Consider the following 19,636-nt stretch of genomic DNA (forward strand, 5'->3'; position numbering starts at 1 on the left):
CCCAAATACACTAATCATATGAAAAAGATAATTACTTATATTTTTCTAATAGCAATTGGTCAAGCCTACGGCCAAGAGCTTAACCTACCAGTTTGGACGCAGTACCTTGCGGACAACGATTTTGTGGTTTCTCCAACCTACGCTGGGATTGGGGACAACCTAAGGATACGCCTTAATGGTCTCACACAGTGGGTGGGGATTAAGGACGCGCCGGATAACCAAGCATTGTATGCTGATTTTAGGATTGCGGATCGATCTGGAGTGGGATTGTCGCTTTATAATGACAAGAATGGAAACACACGTCAAAAAGGGGTGAAGTTCTCTTTTGCGCACCACTTGGTATTGGATTACACTTCCGAGCAGTACCTGTCTTTTGGGATTTCTTATAACATCAATAGTTTTAGGATAGACATTGAGAATTTTGAGCCCAACTACGAGACGCCTATTGTAGACCCTTATGTTACAGATGACCGTGCGGTCAATAACAATAACTTTGATGTTGGGGTACTTTATCGTAATAAAGGGTATTACTTGAGTTTAAATGTCAACAATATTTTGAAAAAAGATATTGACGATTTTAATGGAATAGAACCAAGCCTGCTCTTGAACTATCAACTGTATTCAGGGTTGGTTATCCAAAGTAAGGAAAACAAGCGTGTGGAGTATGAACCTTCGGTATTCTTCCAGTATTTTGGAAGTGATGGTCGTTCTGCTACAGATGTCAACTTTAAGTACCGGAAATTCAACAGAAAGGAAGATTATTATTGGGTGGGACTATCATACCGCTTTTTAAATGATCAGTTTTTTAAACCCCTAAATATCGGTCCTATGGCAGGAATTATGAAGTCTAAATTCTATTTTGCCTATTCGTATCAAATTACTACAAATGCGTTGGCGGGTTATAACTCAGGAACGCATAGTATTACAATAGGTATCGACTTCCTTCAAGGAATGAGTAATTGCCCATGTACAAAATAATGAACCTTAAAAATATTAAAAGAGATGCCAATGAAAACATAATTACAATAACACATATCAAATAATAATGACACCATATTTTTTTCAGCAATGCCCCTTGTTGAAAAATAATCAAATAAACTAATCACCATGAAAAAACCTACTTTTTCTAGAATAGCCATTATTATTGTGTTGATAATTTTGGGATGTCAGTCATATGCCCAAAATTATGTGCCCTTTACACCTAGGTTTAACGAAGACTTAAAAGGAGATATTATCCTTATAGGTAATAATATTCTAGGGCCGGACAATAATGCTTTTAATGACGGATCGGTATACAACCACAATGTGGATATGACGTATATCGATATTGATAATGATGACACTACCTTTAGTTCATCTAGCGCCGATTTAGATATTCCTAACCCCAATTGTTATCAAATCATTTATGCAGGCCTGTATTGGGGAGCTGTAACCAATGGAGATGAATCTATCACTGATGTAAAATTAAAAGGTCCTACCGGAGATTACCATGATGTGGAAGGAACCATTATTTACAATGCCAATGGTACAACAGTTGCAGGAAATAGCTTTCCTTATTCTTGCTATGCCGATGTAACATCTATTGTAACCAACTTGGGTACCAATCTGGGAACCTATACGGTGGCCAATGTATCTTCGGCAGAGGGAGAAACAGCTACCTTCGATCCTTACAACGGAACCGGATATTCCGCAGGATGGTCACTTTTTGTAGTATATGAAGATCCAACCTTGCCTGGTAAATCTATTACAAGTTTTGATGGGTTTAGTGCTATAAGTAGTTCCGTAAATACGGATGTGCCGGTTTCTGGGTTTAGAACTGTACCTGCTCCGGCACCGGTAAGAGCAACTTTTGCCTTTGCAACTTTGGAAGGGGATAAACCTATCCAGAATGATAGGATGTTACTTAATGGACAGGAATTATCAGCTGCAGATCGCCCCGCAAATAACTTTTTTAATAGTTCGGTAACTCAGTTAAGTGCACTTCCTGTTGATAACAGAGTGCCCAATAGTACCAATACGCTAGGTTTTGACACAGGAGTGATGGTAGTACCCAATCCAGGAAATTCCTTAATTGCCAACGATGCCACTTCAGCTGTTGTGACTTTAGAAAGTGATCAGGATACTTACTTTCAGTACTTTTTTGCCTTTGCAGTGGAAATTATTGAGCCTAATATTGTCTTGACCAAAATTGTGGAAGATGATGAAGGCAACAACATTGGAGGTGAAACAGTAGGTTTGAGTCAACCTTTGAATTATATCATAGGTTTTCAGAACACAGGAAATGATAATGCTACCAACCTGGAAATTAAGGATATTTTACCAATCAATATTATCTTTAATTACCCAGAAGATTTGGAGTTGCCCGAAGGAGTAACTGCGGTAAGTTATGATCCCGACACTAGAGAGCTTATTCTTAATGTAGATAATGATTTGGTTGAAGTAGGCGATCCTGTTTTGGAAATCATCATTCATGCCCAAACGGTAGATACTTGTAATCAATTGGCAGATTCTTGTTCCAATATTATCAACAATCAAGCTTTTGCAACCTATAATGGCTTTTGGAATCCTGATTTTTTAATTACCGATGACCCTAGTTATAGTAGTAATACAGGCTGCTTAATTACGCCTCAAGCTACAAATTTCCTAGGAGATTTAGATGATTGTACTTTCGAAGAAAATGTGGTGCTTTGTGGAGCTAGTGTGGAATTGACCGCTGCCAATGGCTACGATGAATATTCTTGGTCAACCAGTCCATCTGGTTCACCAGTTATTGGAACAACTCAAACTATTTCTGTTACGGAAACCGGAACTTATTACGTTCACAATACTGCCATTGCGCCTTGTCAATCTATAGATCAAGTATTTCATGTAACTACTTTTGGCGCGGGGATAACCAATCCAGTGATTCCATTTGCAGATGAAGTGGTTATTTGTCCAAATGATGGAAAAGAACTGCCAAATATCTTTTTATGCGGTGCCAATGATTCAAGAGAAATTAACACTAATATCTCTGGTGCTACTTCCATAATCTGGGAAAAATTAAATGAAGCTAGCTGTGAAGCTGTTACAAATTCTGATTGTGCCAACGAAAGTGATGCCTGTACTTGGAATGAAGTAGGGACGGGACCTGATTTTACAGCAGATACTTCTGGTCAGTTTAGATTGACTATTAATTTTGAAGGAGGCTGTTTTGTTCAGTTCTATTTCAATGTATACCAAAACTTATTGAATCCAACGGCTGTTGGTCAAGATATTATCTGTTCAACTCCGGGAAGTATTACGGTGGGAAGCGTGCCTTCTGGTTATGAATACAGTTTGGATGGCGTTACCTATCAAACCAGTAATGTATTCACCGTAAATGCTCCTGGAGTATATACAGTATATATTCAGCAAGTTGGGGTAGATACCAATCCTTGTGTGTTTACAACACCACAGGTACAGATTATGGAAAGTGATTTTACTGCAACCAGCATGATTACCCAACCTTTATGTCATGATGATAAGGGAAGTATCCAATTAGCGGCTATCGATGCTGAGCCTCAGTATTTCTTTGAATTATATAGTAATGGTACTTTGGTCAACAGTGTTGGGCCTATCGATGAAAACAATTACACTTTTGAAAATTTAAACCCAGGAACCTATACAGCAACTGTTGAAACAGAAGATGGCTGTGTATATTCTGAAGATGTAACCATTGTGGAACCTCCTTTATTGGAAGCCACGGCTGCACTAACAGTGCCATTAACCTGTACCGATGGGGAAATTACAGTATATCCAATTGGAGGAACACCTCCTTATTTCTATTTTGTAAATAGTGATACTGAATTTCAATCAGTACCTGAGATTGTGGTAACGGCGCCAGGAGTATTTAATATTACCGTTGTAGATTCCAATAACTGTAGTGTTGAAGCGAGTATTACTGTGGAAAGTTCTCCAGCTCCAGAATTTACGATTGACCAAACAAATATTACTTGTGCTTCTTTAAACAATTCAGGAAGTATCACAGTTACTGTAACCGAAGCATACGGAAGTTCCATAGCTTACAGCATCGACGGGGGATTGACTTTTGTAAGTTCACCGGTGTTCACAGGTCTTGCGGAAGGGGACTACGAAGTAGTGCTCCAATATACCTTGGGAAGTTCGGTGTGTCTGACGGAGCCCCAGACGGTGACCATCACGGCGAACGACCCAATCATTGGGGTAGCCGAACTGACGGCGCCCTATACCTGTAGCAGTACCGGGACTATCACGGTAAGTAACGTTTCAGGTGGCGTAGCGCCCTATACCTATAGCCTTGACGGAGTGACCTTCCAGTCGGGCAGTACCTTTACGGGACTGACGGCGGGCACCTATACAGTAACTATTGAAGATTCCACAGGATGTACCTATATCACAGCTCCAATCGTTATAGAACCTTTGGATCCTCCAACAGATGTAGACTTTACCAGCACCCCTGTGACCTGTCCATCGAACACGGCCACAGTTACGGTCGCTACGGTAACAGGGGGAACGGGCGCTTTGGAATACCAGATCATCGCACCTGCCTCGGCGGCCACGGCCTACCAGGCCTCCAATGAATTTGCCGGATTGGAACCGGGCACCTATACCTTCCAGGTTAAGGATGCCAACGACTGTAACTATACAGAAACCTATACCATCGATCCGCTTCCGGCCCTTACCATGGGAGCTGTCCTTGTAAAGGATTTGGACTGTACTGCATCTCCGGATGCCATCATCGAAGGGACCATAGGCGGAGGGACCCCTCCATATACCTATGCGGTATCGATTGGTGGCGCAGCCTATAGTGCATTGGGCGCTACTGGAGCTACCTTTACCTATACCACGGGAACAGCCGGAACCTACCAGTTCCAGGTAACCGATGCCAGTGGGTGTACGGCAGAAACGGGCGTGATCACAGTTCAGCCCATTTCCATGCCGGCCCTTACGGTGGCCCTGGATGCACCGATACTGTGCAACGGCGATGCCAACGGTTCTATAGATGTGACCATTGACACCACGGTAGGAACCCCACCGTTCACCATCAACGTAACCAACGACACCACGGGAGTGGACTACGGTACGCAGACCTCTGGATTGACAGCGGGAACCTATACGGTAACCCTAACCGATGCCAAGTCCTGTGAGGCCACAGAGACGGTAACCATCGGTGAGCCGGATGCCATAGCAGTGGACTACCATACCGTAGACATCACCTGTACCTCTACAGGGGTATCCCAGGGATCCATCATTATTGATGGAGTAACGGGAGGGACGGCCCCATACAATTATTTTGTGACCGGAACCAACGGTTACGATAACTCCGAGCTGAACGCCACGGGCTCCACTTCGGTGAGCTTTGACGTGGTGGACTTTGGGCTTTACCAGATCAATGTGGTGGATGCCAACGGCTGTTCGGTATTGATCCAGGATGTCTTGGTGGCCTCGCCGCCTACCGATCTTGATATCTCCATAGCCACCACAGTGGACTGTGCAGCAGGGGGGGAGGCCGTAGTGAGCATCGGTTCCACCTTGGTGAGCTCCGGGCCATTTTATTTCAGTATCTACCAGGGACCGGTATCGGTATATCCAAACCCGGCGGGATCATGGATCCCAGAGGATGCCCCAGGTAGCCAGTCGGCCACCTTTACGGGACTGACCCCAGGGGTTAGCTATACCTTTATCGTATACGATGCATCGACCAACTGTAGCTATTTTGAACCGGCCACCACACCGATCCCGACCAATTCGACCCTAACGGCCACGGCCGTATCGGCAGCGAACATCAGCTGTACGGGCAGTGCGGACGGAACTGTGGCGTTCACCATCAACAGTTCCTACGGGACTTCCATAGACATCAACTACGAAGTGTTCGATACCCTGACGCAGGAATCTGCAGGGGTGACCGGATCTGGAACGGTAGGGGGCAACGGCTCCTTGACTGTAACGGACCTAGGACCGCTTCCTTTTGGGAACTACTACGTACTGATCACGGAGAACACAGGGCCGAATGCCGGCTGTAGCATTGTGACCATTCCGTTCAATATTACCGAATCGGAGATCCCGTTGAGCCTGAGCACATCGATCGACCAGAATGCCAACTGTAACATGGCCTCAGGACAGATCAGTGCGGTGGGACATGACGGAACGGCACCTTACCAATACCAAGTAACAACCACGGCAACCGCACCTTCGGAAACGGATGCAGCATGGGCCTCGGCCAGTACCTTCAGCTTGGATGCAGGAGACTATTATGTACATGTGATGGATGCCTATGGCTGTATCGTGAGCAGTCCAGTGGTGGTACTGCCAGCGGACCCTTCCCCAGAGATTTCGGCAACGCTTGCCGATGAATGTCTGGATGTGGACGGTACCTATGAAATGACGGTAAACCTAGATATTGCAGGAATTCCTCCATATAGCTATAGTATCGATGGCGGCGCCTTCCAGACACAGACGGCACCGTTTACCATAACGAACCTAGCCTCGGGCGACCATACGGTAGAGGTGCAGGATGCCAACGGCTGTGGGAACACGGTAACGGTGAGTATTGCGGCACCGCTGAACATAACACCATCTGTAGAGGCACTGCCTACCTGTAACAATGACGATGGACAATTGTCCATTGCAACTTTGGGAGGTTCAGGAACATTTACCTATGCCATCAGTCCGAACCCTGCCACGGCAACCCTGTCGGGCAATGTGTTCTCGGGACTGCCTTCGGGACTGTATACCATTACGGTAACCGATACCGTGACTTCCTGTGAGGAAGTTGTAGAGGTATCCTTGCCGGCAGCGGTACTGCCAACCTTTACGGCTACGCCAAGTACCGTGACCTGTTTTGGTGACGATACGGGCGCCTTCGATATCAACGTGTCCAACTACTCCGGGGCCTATACCTATGAGGTATTCGACAATGCCGGGGTATCGGTAACGGGAGCGGTTGCGGCCAATACGGCCAACAACCCACAAACGGTAACGGGTATGAATGCCGGTACCTTTACGGTGGTGATCACCGAAACGGACGTGCCGTTCTGTTCGGCAACCGCTACGGTGGTGATAGGCTCGCCTTCCGAAGCGTTGGCCCTTACGGCTACGGAAACCTCCAACGTGACCTGTACCGATGATCAGGGGACCATTACGGCCATTGCCGAAGGGGGATGGGGCAGCTATGAATACGAACTGACCGGAGCCGCTACGGTGGCCTACTCACCGAACGGAACCTTTACGGGACTTTCTGCAGGGACCTATACCGTGAACGTTATGGACGCACAGGGCTGTATTGCCTCTGCGGACGTGACCCTTGAAGTTCCGGAGCCTATTGCAGCGACCTTTACGCCAAGTGTGACCATGCTGTCCTGTTTTGGGGATGAGAACGCTACGATCGTTATAGACAACGTAACGGGAGGCCAGGAGAGCAACTATACCTATACCTTAAATACACTCGCTCCTATAGCAAGTACCTCTGGACCGCAGACCTCCAACGAGTTTGCCAACCTGGGGGCAGGGACCTACAACGTGACCATCACCGATGGCTATGGCTGTAGCACGACCTCGGCGGACATTGCCATCTCCGAGCCAACAGCCATCGAGGCGAGTTTGGTGAAGAGTGCCTCGCCGACCTGTCTGAACGACGGGGAGCTTACCCTGAGCGCTACGGGAGGAACGGGAGCCTATACCTATAGCGATACCAGTGCCTTTACCACGGTATTGGGGTCGTTCACGACCTCTGTATCCTTTACGGTACCGGCGGGAAGCTATGAATATTACGTTAAGGATGCCAATGGCTGTATAGCGACGATATCCAACGAGATCACCATCGATCCGCTTCCGGAGTTGACTATAGAGTTGGCCTCTACCAACCCGACCATCAACTGTGCGGGCGACAACAACGGTACCATTGTGGCCGTTGCCGAGGGAGGTCTGGGCAACTATGTCTATACCTTGCAGGATGCTTCGGGCAATGCCATCCCAACAGCGGTACAGGATACCCCTGGGGTGTTTACGGAGCTTTTGGCGGGTACCTATACGGTACATGTGCAGAGTGACGATTGCGAGAGCACTTCGGCAACCATCAGCATTACCGAGCCTGATGCACCATTGGAAGCGACCTTTGAGATCAACAATGTAACCTGTTTTGGGGGCAATGACGGCTCTTTGGAGATTATTGCCACAGGAGGAACGGGCATCATCAAATATGCCATCTCCCCACAGATGGACCAGTTCTTCGAGACCAATGTGTTCGAGAACCTATGGCCAGGGGACTACGAGGTGATCGTACAGGACGAGCTGGGCTGTTATGTAATGTTCAGCTTTACCATCACCGAACCGGAACCGTTGATCGTGAGTATTGTTCCTGACTCCATATTGCCGACCCCATGTGCGGGCGACAACGACGGGGAGTTCAGTATCGAGATCTCCGGGGGAACGGCGCCTTACAGCGTAAGCCTTGATGCGTACGACGGCCCTTATACTACGGGAGCTGCAGGGCAGACGGTATTTGACTTTACGGAACTCTCCGGAGGGGACCATATCGTATATGTCCGTGACAGTATGGGCTGTGAGTCCGAATGGAACATCACCTTCCCGGAGGCGGTGAACCTGGACCCGCTGTTGGAAGTGGAGTACGTATGTATCGACAACTTCTCGGCAAACATCGTGACCGTGCTTATTGATGAGAGCGTGGACCCAGCCGAAGTGGACTACTCACTGAACGGTGGCCCTTACCAGGTGAGCAATGTGTTTGAGAACATACCTCCGGGAACGGACCACTATATAGAGGTGCGCCATACCAATGGCTGTATCCAGACCACGGAGTTCTTCGATATAGGCGTGTTCGAGCCGGTGGACCTGGCCCTAAACGAGGGTGACCAGAACCAGATTGTAGCCCTGGCCACGGGAGGTAACGGAGAGTATACCTTCACCCTTAACGACGAGGACTACGGTAGTGAGAATACCTTTATGATCTCTGAGACGGGCGAGTATCTGGTAACGGTAACGGACAGCAACGGCTGTATTGCCGAGGCAAGGATCTACCTTGAGTACGTGGACCCTTGTATCCCGAACTACTTTACCCCGAACGGTGACGGTATCCAGGACACCTGGGCGCCGTGTACGGACGACTTCCCGAACCTGGAGTTTGATATTTACGACAGATATGGGCGCAAGGTGGGGACCTACCACCAGGGCCAATACTGGGACGGACGATATAACAACCAGGAGCTGCCAACGGGCGACTATTGGTATGTGGTGAGGCTCAACAGCTCAAACAACGACAGAGAGTTTGTTGGACATTTTACCCTGTATAGATAATAATAAGAAATTGTCATAGCGACATAAAAAGCTGAGTTTTCAGATTAAGGTGTATACATGACTGTGTACGAAGTGACTGCCCCAAAAGGGGCAGTTTCTTTTTTGTAGCTTTTCTATTTCTTAAAAAAGCGTATTTTAAGAGTAGCTTAAACCTTGAGATATGAGATTTTATATTTGGGTGTTGTGTTTTTTGTTGTGGTCCTGTAAACAGGAGACTACTTCGGGTGTTTTACAAAAGGAAGTTCAAAAAACATCCTATGAGGCTCCAAGCGTATTGTTAAAGGGTTTATTTATTGATGTGCAATTATCGAATGTATTTAGGGATAGCAAGACTTTTGTGGATTGTACAGCCAAACTGCCTTACGATTCCATTTTAGAGATGTATCATAGAGAAAAAACGCTTGCCAATTTTAAACTAGACCGGTTTATAGTTAAAAATTTTGAACTTCCTAAGGAGCAGCAATCAACCTTTATATACGATGCTCAAAACACAGCAAAGGAGCATATCGAAGATTTATGGCCCTATTTAACCCATGTAGCTGATACAATGCACGGGAGGAATAGTTTGATTTCCTTGCCCAATGCTTATGTAGTTCCTGGTGGACGTTTTCGGGAAGTGTATTATTGGGATTCCTATTTTACCATGTTGGGCCTTGTTGAAAGTGGAAAGTTTGAAACCATTGAAGCCATGTTGGATAATTTTGCTTATCTCATTGAAGTTTTTGGGCACATTCCCAATGGCAACCGGAGTTATTATATATCAAGGTCACAACCTCCCTTTTTCCCTCAAATGATTGTGCTTTTAGCAAGTTATAAAGGAGATAGTGTCTATCTGAAATATCGAGATGCCCTGCGCAAAGAATACCAATTTTGGATGGCTCATGACAATTCAGAGAAAGCCTATCAGCATGTAGTTTCAACAGATTTTGGATTAATGAATCGTTATTTTGATGTCTTAAACCAACCAAGGGATGAATCTTATAAAGAGGACTACAATTTGAAGAATGAAGGAACAACGGATTCTCTATTTTATCGACACGTGAGGGCAGCAGCAGAATCTGGCTGGGACTTTAGCTCCCGTTGGTTGAGAGATGCCTCCCTTATAAACACAATGAATACTTTGGAGATCCTTCCAGTTGATCTCAATGCTTTACTCTATGGGATGGAGACTGTATTGATAAAGTGTTTTGAAAACGAGGATTCTAAATTTGCAGTAGAATTACAAAAGAGTCAGCAAAATAGAAAAGAATTTCTAAATGCTTTGAGTTGGAATCAGGAATTAGGAGTTTTTGAAGATTACAATTGGCGTACTCAAAAAAGAACAGGACGTTTGTCCTTGGCTATGGTGTATCCCTTGTATTTTAAAATGACCTCACAAGAGCAGGCCGATGCGGTTGTGAATTTTGTTTCAGCGGAATTTTTGAAGCCAGGAGGGGTCGTGACGACCAATTATCCTACAGGGCAACAATGGGATGAACCAAATGGATGGGCGCCTTTACAATGGATGACTGTAATAGGGTTGGAAAATTATGGTCACCATGACTTAGCAAAGACTATTATGGAGCGATGGGTGGCCTTAAATGAAAAGGTATATTTATCGACTGGCAAGTTTATGGAGAAATACAACGTAGAAGACCTAAGCTTGGAAGCAGGTGGTGGTGAATATCCTTTACAAGATGGCTTTGGATGGAGCAACGGAGTGTATTTGGCCTTTAAGCAGAAATTAGAAAAGGCTAATCACAAATAATTTATTTGAGAGCGGCCTTGAAATTTACTTTAGGTATTTATAGTTTCGGTAAATACAATACCATATTTTCTATTTCTATATCGTCCAAATGTCCCATTTTTTTTCGGTCTTGGGTAATAAGGTGCATATGCATAAAGGAGTCATGGTGTGTAAAGATTCCTTGGTGCTCAGTTGAGAAAAACCCAACGATGTCTACAGTTTCATTTTTCAATGGATAATTAACCTGTCCTTGGTGGGCTTCTTTAGGAGAGGATACTTTAGAGCCCTCTGGCAAGTTTTGTATATGAATGTTGGCATTAGCTATGGTACCATGTAATTTGAAAGTAAAGGGCCGTTTAAAAGCCTTGGTGTTACTATCTATAAAAAGTTCTAATTGCGGAATGGTTTTTAAGGAGGAAGGTAACTCTATAGGTTCCCATTCGATGATGTTGGCATGAACAAAAAAAGGAGCAGAAACGTTATAGGTTTCCTCTACGACCATGGTAGAGTCCGAGGTTACTTTGGAAACATAACTGTGTCCGTCAAAAATAGTTAATTCTCCCGTTAAAAAACTTTTGGGACCAAGACCATACAAGCCATTCTTATTAGCTATGGTATCCAATAAAATAGCTCCTTCCAAAGCACCATCCCACATGACATTCTTCATAGCGCGGACAATAGCAATATCTTGGTAGGTTTCAGAAATTTCGGGTGTTTTAGTGTTTGTTTTACAGGCAAATATTGTTAAGGCTAGTATTGCTGAGAGGAACTTTTTGCGATTCATGGTGATGAGGGTTGTAATTTTCTTTGTAAAAATAAGAAGCTATTTTCAATTTTTGGTAAATAGTTTAAAAAAAGATATTTTCATATTTTTTGTAATGCATTGTTGTTTAGGCTTTTATGTGTTTTGTTCTATCTGTTGTAATGAATTAAAGAACCTTCACTTGAGGTTAGGTTATTACTTTTTAGAACACGGTTATTTTTATCATGACGTTTAAGTTTTAAAATTAACTTATGAGAAATGTAGGGGCAATTATTAGAAGGCTTAAGGCTCGAAGCGGTTTAGAAATATGGTTATGGAAAATGTCTAAAATTTGGAATCTAATTTCGTCTTATTCAGCATAAGTGTTAAAATTTATATTATATCCTTTTCAATGTTACCTAGGTTACTAAGTGTATTTTTGTAGCCAAATTTCATTATCTTTAATTTATGAAAGAAGAACTCCTACAACAGGCTGAAGACTTTGTAAGTCAGCTTTTTGAGAAAAAACTATCCCCTAAAAACTTTTATCACAACATAGAACATACGCGACGAGTTGTGCAGGGGATTGCACAGTTAAGTGCTATGGAATGTTTCAGCGAAACCGATACATATTGGCTTAAGATTGCCGCTTGGTTTCACGATACAGGATTTATAGAAAAAGATTCGGGGCATGAGGAAGTAAGTGCTGCATTGGCAAAGGAATTTTTGGAGTCCAAAGGGGTTGAAAAGGAGGATATTGCAAGAGTTGAGCAACTTATTTTGGCTACAAAAATGAGTCATAAACCCAGTAATGTTCAAGAAGGAGTTATCAAGGATGCAGATTGCGGACATGTGGCTTCGGAGGGCTTTTTTGAAATCTCTGAAGATTTGAGGCGTGAGGAACGCTATAAAAAAGAGCAAGAAATTTCAGAATTGGAGTGGCTGTTTGAAAACAAGCAGTTTATGGATAGGCATCAGTTTTATAGCAATTATGCTTTAACAAAATGGCAGCCTATTAAGGAGATGAACAGCTTTGAGTTGGATCAAAAAATTAAAAAAATAGAGGATAAACAAAAAAACAAAACCAAAAACAAAGGTTTTGGAAGGGGTGTCGATACCATGTTTAGGGTTACCCTTAAAAATCATATAGAGTTGAGTGCCATTGCTGATACTAAGGCCAATATTCTTTTATCTGTAAACGCTATCATAATTTCAGTGGCGCTTTCTGGGCTGGTTCCAAAGTTGGATAATGCATCCAATTCATTTTTGGTATATCCTACACTTATTTTGATGATTTTTAGTGTGGCATCGGTTGTATTGTCAGTTCTGTCTACACGTCCCAATATTTCTAACGATGCTAATTTTAACGAGACCCTTACCCGTGAATTGATTAAATCAAAACAAACTAATTTGTTGTTTTTTGGCAACTTTTATAAAATGTCCTTGCAAGATTTTGAATGGGGCATCGACTATTTAATGCAAAATGAAGATACACTATATAATTCCATGACTCGAGATTTGTACTATTTAGGTTTGGTCTTGGAGCGTAAATACCGTTTGTTACGAATTACTTACACGGTATTTATGATTGGTATTATTGTGTCCGCATTGTCTTTTGTAGTGAGTTATCATTTTATGGCAGATATTAAATAAGCTATTTGAGTTTATGGAAGATTTTAACCCAGGACCATTTAAACCCATTATTTCCTTTCGATATTTAAAGGAATATTTTGAAGAACTACTTGTTTCATCAAATGCTATGGAGCGCTTTCAAGCAGAACAGGTGATAGCTATATTGGAGCAACACCCAACTTTGGTTACAGGGACTAGTTCTGCAGAGGAGTTTAACCAATACCAAGATGAAATAGGTCAAGTAATGTCCTTTTTGTTTCCAGCTGTTTTGGGCAGTAACGAAATTAAAGCTGCCGTATTCCCTTATTCCAACCAATTTTTTTACGCTTCCCAAAGGTTTAAGGATATCAATAGCCATACAACTTCAGACACAGGAGAGGCCTTGAGAAAGCTTTATAAGGAATCCGAAGAAGCCTTGAATATTATGCCCTATGCCATTATTTTGAACAAGCACTATGGATATAATGTTGATTTTGGCAGGCCTAAACAAATTACTTTGGAGGATGAAGAGGGCAATGCACGCGTATATCGGGTAACTTATAATGCCGATTTTATAGATATCTATCCCAATGATAATGCTATAGAAATTACCGAAGATATTTTGGATGAACTTTTGGCGAATGCACACGACACTAGTGTTTGGTATCGTTATTTTCCGAAAAATTCATGGACTGTAGAAGGCTTTGGGGTTATTAGTATGATAGATGTGACTTTAGATCATGAGATTGAAGCATTCAAAACCCACCTTATACAGCCAGGTAAGGAAAGTTATCAGGATATAGTAGAAGATATTAGGAAAATTTTTGGAATTCCAGACCTAGAAGTTGGTAGTTATAAGGTAGATGGTAATAAATTATTGCCTCCTTTTGATAAAGGTTTTGGAGTGCTTACTTTAAAACGTGGAGACAAATTAACTTGTAGTAACTACGCCTGTAAATATATTTATCAGCGCTTGTTTGTAGAGCATCAGGCAGTTATTATCCCTAACATTGAACGTTATCATAAGGAGTCTAAGGGGAACAAATTGAGTAATACCCTTGTTGATAAGGAACTAAAAAGTGCAGTGCTATTGCCAATTGTTATTGATGGGGAGCTTCAATTCATTATAGAATTGGCGACCTATCGGGCCAATCAGCTTAATGCCATCAATATGGTAAAGTTAGACAGTATTATGCCATTCATATTAAGTTATGTAAAGCGTACTATAACAGAGTATGAAAATGAGGTAAGTGCTGTAATTCAGAATGAGTGTACTTCTATACACCCTTCTGTGCAATGGCGTTTTGTGGAAGAGGCCAATGCATATATCCAAAATAAAACCTTGGGAGAATCTCCAACATTTCATGAAATAGTCTTTGAAAATGTATATCCTTTATATGGACAAATTGATGTTGTAGGCTCGTCTGAAGCCAGGAATCGAGCAATTAAGCAGGATTTATTGTTGGCATTGCAGCAATCCAGACAAATTCTAAAGGAACTTATAACTTCACAAAACATGCCTTTTTATGAACAATTGGTATACCAAATTGATAGGCATGTTTTTGAGTTGGAAGCAGATTTCCACAGTAACACAGAGCAAGAAATCCACTTGTTTTTTGATCAACATATTTTGCCATTATTTGAACATTTGGTCAATTCTGGAACACAAATCAATTCGGTTAAGGCGTTCTTGGAATCCTTGGATGATGATACTCAATCTCTTTATGTGGCCAGAAAGGATTACGATCATTCCATTAACCTAATCAACAAAAAACTATCCGCATTTCTTGACGATCAGCAAGAAAGAGCCCAAGCTATATTTCCTCATTACTTCGAGAAATTTAAAACAGATGGGATTGAGCACAATATGTATGTGGGCCAATCTATTGCCGAACATGGAAACTACCATGAATCGGTGTTGTACAATCTTAGGTTATGGCAGCTTCAGGTGATGTGTGAAATGGAAGCTATGTATTATGAACAACATCATAAATTTCCTGTGCAGTTGGATGTAGCGTCACTGATATTAGTTTATGATGTGCCTTTGACCATTCGATACCGTATCGACGAAAAACATTTTGATGTAGATGGGGCATATAATGTGCGTTACGAAATGATCAAAAAACGCATTGACAAAGCGCACATAAAGGGTACCAATGAGCGCTTAACGCAAGCACATAAATTATGTGTGGTGTATTCAAGCAATGAAGTAGAACAAGAGTACCTCAATTACTTTGAGTTTTTACAATCCAAGAACTATATAGGCAATTCCATTGAAATTTTAGAATTGGAAGAGCTTCAAGGCGCTAGTGGTATTAAGGCTTTACGTGCGGAGATTAATCCAAATCTAAAAAAAATGGATGCCTTGGTATCTATAACAGATTTGGAAGTTTCTCTATAATTTAATTCTCCTATATGAAGAACATTTTACTTGTGCTTTTTGCGGTATTGATGTTTGGCTGTGCGAGTCATCGTTATTTTTATGAGCCGCCTCAACCTGAAAAGATTCAACATGTCAATAAGGAAACACTTAATGTGTTTTTGATAGGGGATGCGGGAAAACCCGATAAGGATGGGGGACCTTCAAAGTCTCTAAAGGCATTGTTGCATAATTTTCAAGCAGCCGATGAGAATGATATATTAATGTTTTTGGGAGATAATATATACCCAAAAGGATTTCCAGATAAGGGGCATAAAGGATATGAAGCAGCCAAAAAAGCATTGCAGCTCCAAACTGACGTTGCTTCAAAATTTCCAGGAAAGGTATATTTTATTCCAGGTAATCATGACTGGTATTCTGGGCTTGATGGTTTGAAGCGACAAGAAAAATATGTAGAAAAGAAGGTGGGTAAAAATACCTTTCAGCCTGAAAATGGTTGTCCCATTGAAAAGGTAAATCTTAACGAAGATACGGTGTTACTGCTTGTGGATTCCCAATGGTATATTACCAATTGGAATAAGTTTCCAACTATAAATGACGATTGCGAGATCAATACCCGGACACGGTTTTTGGAAGAGTTTAGAAGTGAAATTAAAAAGGCTAGAGGAAAAACCACCTTGGTTGCCATACACCACCCAATGTTTACAAATGGGCCTCATGGAGGGCAGTATACATTTATGGATTATATGAAGCCTTTACCTGGCTTAGGGACTATAAAAAATATTCTTCGTAGTACATCGGGAATTTCCAATGCCGATATCTCCAATTGGTTTTATAACGATTTGCGCAAAAGCCTCATTGCAGCTGCCCAACAAAATGAAAAAGTTATTTTTCTTTCGGGGCATGAGCACAGTATTCAATTCCTTCAAAGGGATAATTTAACTCAAATTATAAGTGGTTCTGGTGCAAAAGAAACAGGAGTAAGGTATAGAGAGGGAGATTTTGGTTGGGGAGAATATGGTTTTGCCCTTCTAAATATTCATAAAGATCAATCTACCGATGTACAGTTTTTTGAAACCAATACAGATAACAGCGTTTTTAAAAAACAAATTCATTCAGCAAGACAATATTCTAAAATAAACTATCCAAAGCAATTTCAAGATTCCATCACTGCGTCCCTGTATTCAGAAAAGGAAACAGAAAAATCGGGCTTTTATAAGTTCTTGTGGGGAGAACGGTATAGGGATTATTACAGCAGACCTGTTACAGCTAAAACAGTCAATTTAGACACCCTGTATGGAGGGCTTACTCCCATAAGAAAAGGAGGGGGCACGCAGTCTCGTTCCTTACGCTTAGAGGATGCAGAAGGAAAGCAATATGTAATGAGGGCCGTACGTAAAAGTGCTACCCAGTATATACAGGCTTCCATGTTCAAGAATCAATATGTAGAAGGCCAATTTGAAGATACGGCCAGTCAAAAGTTGGTGCTGGATGTATTTACTGGCGCTCATCCCTATGCTCCATTAACCGTAGGAACCTTATCTGATGCTGTTGGAGTTTATCATTTGAATCCTAAACTGTATTATGTACCTAATCAGAATGCCCTGGGTGAGTTTAATGAAGAATTTGGAGGTGAAATGTATCTTTTGGAAGAACATGCTTCCGAAGGTCATATGCATCTTGCCGATGGAGGATTTACGGGAGATATAATAAACACATTAGATGTTATTAAGGAAGTCCACTCCGATGAAGATGTGAGTATTGATCAGGTGAATTTTGTACGTTCCAGGTTGTTTGATATGTTAATTGGAGATTGGGACCGTCACCATGACCAATGGCGTTGGTTGGAATTTAAGGAAGATGGCAAAAAAGTGTATCGTGCCTTGCCAAGAGATAGAGATCAATCTTATAGCATGATGTCTGAAGGGTTTATGTTGGGAGCTGGTGTAACTTTGATACCGGCCGCTAGGGTTTTGAGATCGTATGCACCAGATTTAAAAGATGTAAAAGGCGTTAATGCAGAGCCTTATCCATTAGATATGGCTTTTTTGGTAGATGCAGACAAATCGGTTTGGGATGCTCAAGTGGCCTATATTCAGGAACGTGTTACCGATGATGTGATAGATACCGCCTTTACATATTTTCCAAAAGAAGTTCAGGATGAAACAATAGATAGAATTAAAACAATCTTAAAACAGCGACGCTCTAATTTACAAGTGATTTCAGATAGGTATTACAAGTTAATTAGCCGATTTGGAGTAGTTACTGCTACTAACAAGGATGATTATATTTTGATAGAAGCTTTAGGAGACGGTAAGGTGGAAGTGCGTGTTTTAAGGAAAAAAGACGGAACTGTAAAAGATCAATTTCATCATAGAATTTATAATCCTAAAGAAACTAATGAAATATGGGTTTATGGCCTGGATGATGACGATACATTTGAAGTAAAGGGGAAAAGCAAACACATTAAAATAAGGTTGATTGGAGGTCAAAACAATGATGAGTTTATTGTTGATAAGGGGAAAAATGTGGTGATTTACGATTATAAAACCAAGAAAAACGATTTAAGCAAAGCTAAACATGCACGTATTAAGTTAAGGGATGATTATAACACCAATGTATACGATTATAAAAAGGTCAAAAACAATGTTAATCAATTAATACCTATTCTTGGAGCCAATCCTGATGACGGTCTTAAAATAGGAGTGTCAGATACTTATACCAGATATGGCTTTGAAAGAAACCCATTTACTTCTCAGCATAAATTTCGTGCGGCTTATTATTTTGCTACAGATGGGTATGAGTTGTTGTATAGGGGAGAGGTTGCGAATGTTGTGGGAGGTTTTAATTTGCGTTTAAATGCAGGGTTTCAAAGTCCCAATTATACATTGAATTTCTTTGGATATGGCAATGAAACGTCAAATTATGATGATGATTATGGTTTGAACTATAACCGGGTAAAGGTCCGATCTTTTTTAGTAGCACCTGCGCTGGTCTGGAATTCCAAACGCGGAAGTGAAATTAGTCTAGCTATAGGATATGAATCTATTGAAGTGCACGACACAGCTAACAGGTTTGTATCTAATGAAACAGGAGTATTGCCCGAATATGTTTTTGATGAAGTCCAGTTTGGAGGGCTTAATGCCCGATATCATTTTGTTAATTATGATAATAGAGCTTATCCAACGATGGGACTATTGTTTAATTTGGATTTGGGATATACGCAGAATTTAGATACAAAAGGAACGGATTATGGCTATCTTATTTCTAAACTGGGTATAGCGCATAAATTGAATCACTCAGGTAAATTGGTGTTGGCAACAACCTTAAAAGGTCATGTAAACATGGGGGATGATTTCGAGTTTTATCAAGCTGCGGCAATAGGGGGATTAGATGGTTTGAGGGGATTCCGAAACCAGCGCTTTACAGGAAAAACCGCATTTTATCAAAATACAGATGTTCGGTATAGTTTTAGTAGTTTAAAAACAGCTTTGGTTCCCATTAAAATAGGAATGTATGGTAGTTTTGATTACGGCCGGGTTTGGTGGTCTCAAGAAGATTCCGATAGATGGCACAATTCCTATGGAGGAGGTTTGTTTGTAAACGGGGCGGATTTGTTGACCGCTAATCTGGGAGTATTTGGTTCTGTTGAAGGCCCTCGGGTTACCTTCGGACTTGGATTTGGATTTTAATGGTCCCAGGAGTGTGTTTTCTTCTTATAATTTGGTTTAGTTTTGATTTTGAGTAGTTTATTTGGAACCACTTTAAACAGTTTACTAAAATTTACATAGATAACATTAACGAAACAATTTTTTCATTTAATACCAATTTTTAGTTAACCGAAAGGAGGATTTGTTGAAATATTTTT

The 19,636-nt window shown here is 41.8% G+C and carries 7 protein-coding genes; 6 read left to right on the forward strand and 1 reads right to left on the reverse strand.

Features of this window, described 5'->3' with window-relative positions; all coding sequences use genetic code 11:
- Positions 1-18: 18 nt before the first annotated feature.
- From RBH95_RS08120 to treF, 3 genes are all read left to right on the forward strand, one after another.
- Positions 19-978: a type IX secretion system membrane protein PorP/SprF gene (locus RBH95_RS08120; protein WP_307902190.1), complete on the forward strand. Its 960-nt coding sequence runs from the start codon at positions 19-21 to the stop codon at positions 976-978.
- Between the two features lie 129 nt (positions 979-1,107).
- Positions 1,108-9,309, forward strand: coding sequence for a T9SS type B sorting domain-containing protein (locus tag RBH95_RS08125; protein ID WP_307902191.1), 8,202 nt, complete (start codon positions 1,108-1,110; stop codon positions 9,307-9,309).
- Positions 9,310-9,469: 160 nt separating this feature from the next.
- Positions 9,470-11,056: an alpha,alpha-trehalase TreF gene (treF, locus tag RBH95_RS08130; protein WP_307902192.1), complete on the forward strand. Its 1,587-nt coding sequence runs from the start codon at positions 9,470-9,472 to the stop codon at positions 11,054-11,056.
- A 37-nt stretch (positions 11,057-11,093) separates the two neighbouring features.
- On the opposite strand, the gene RBH95_RS08135 is transcribed toward treF, so the two are convergent.
- Positions 11,094-11,819, reverse strand: a complete 726-nt coding sequence (locus RBH95_RS08135) for an acetolactate decarboxylase (RefSeq protein ID WP_307902193.1) — start codon at positions 11,817-11,819, stop codon at positions 11,094-11,096.
- Positions 11,820-12,245: 426 nt separating this feature from the next.
- On the opposite strand from RBH95_RS08135, the gene RBH95_RS08140 reads away from it, so the two are divergent.
- The 3 genes from RBH95_RS08140 to RBH95_RS08150 are packed head-to-tail and all read left to right on the forward strand — an operon-like array spanning position 12,246 to position 19,460.
- Positions 12,246-13,430, forward strand: coding sequence for a Pycsar system effector family protein (locus tag RBH95_RS08140; protein ID WP_307902194.1), 1,185 nt, complete (start codon positions 12,246-12,248; stop codon positions 13,428-13,430).
- 13 nt (positions 13,431-13,443) lie between these two features.
- Entirely contained in the window at positions 13,444-15,789 is a 2,346-nt protein-coding gene (locus RBH95_RS08145) for a hypothetical protein (protein ID WP_307902195.1), read from the forward strand.
- Positions 15,790-15,803: 14 nt separating this feature from the next.
- Positions 15,804-19,460 carry a metallophosphoesterase gene (locus RBH95_RS08150; RefSeq protein WP_307902196.1) on the forward strand — a complete coding sequence of 1,219 codons (3,657 nt, stop codon included), beginning with the start codon at positions 15,804-15,806 and terminating at the stop codon, positions 19,458-19,460.
- The last annotated feature ends 176 nt before the right edge of the window (positions 19,461-19,636 follow it).

Origin of the sequence: Mangrovimonas sp. YM274 (assembly GCF_030908385.1) — a bacterium.
Taxonomy (GTDB): Bacteria; Bacteroidota; Bacteroidia; order Flavobacteriales; family Flavobacteriaceae; genus Mangrovimonas_A.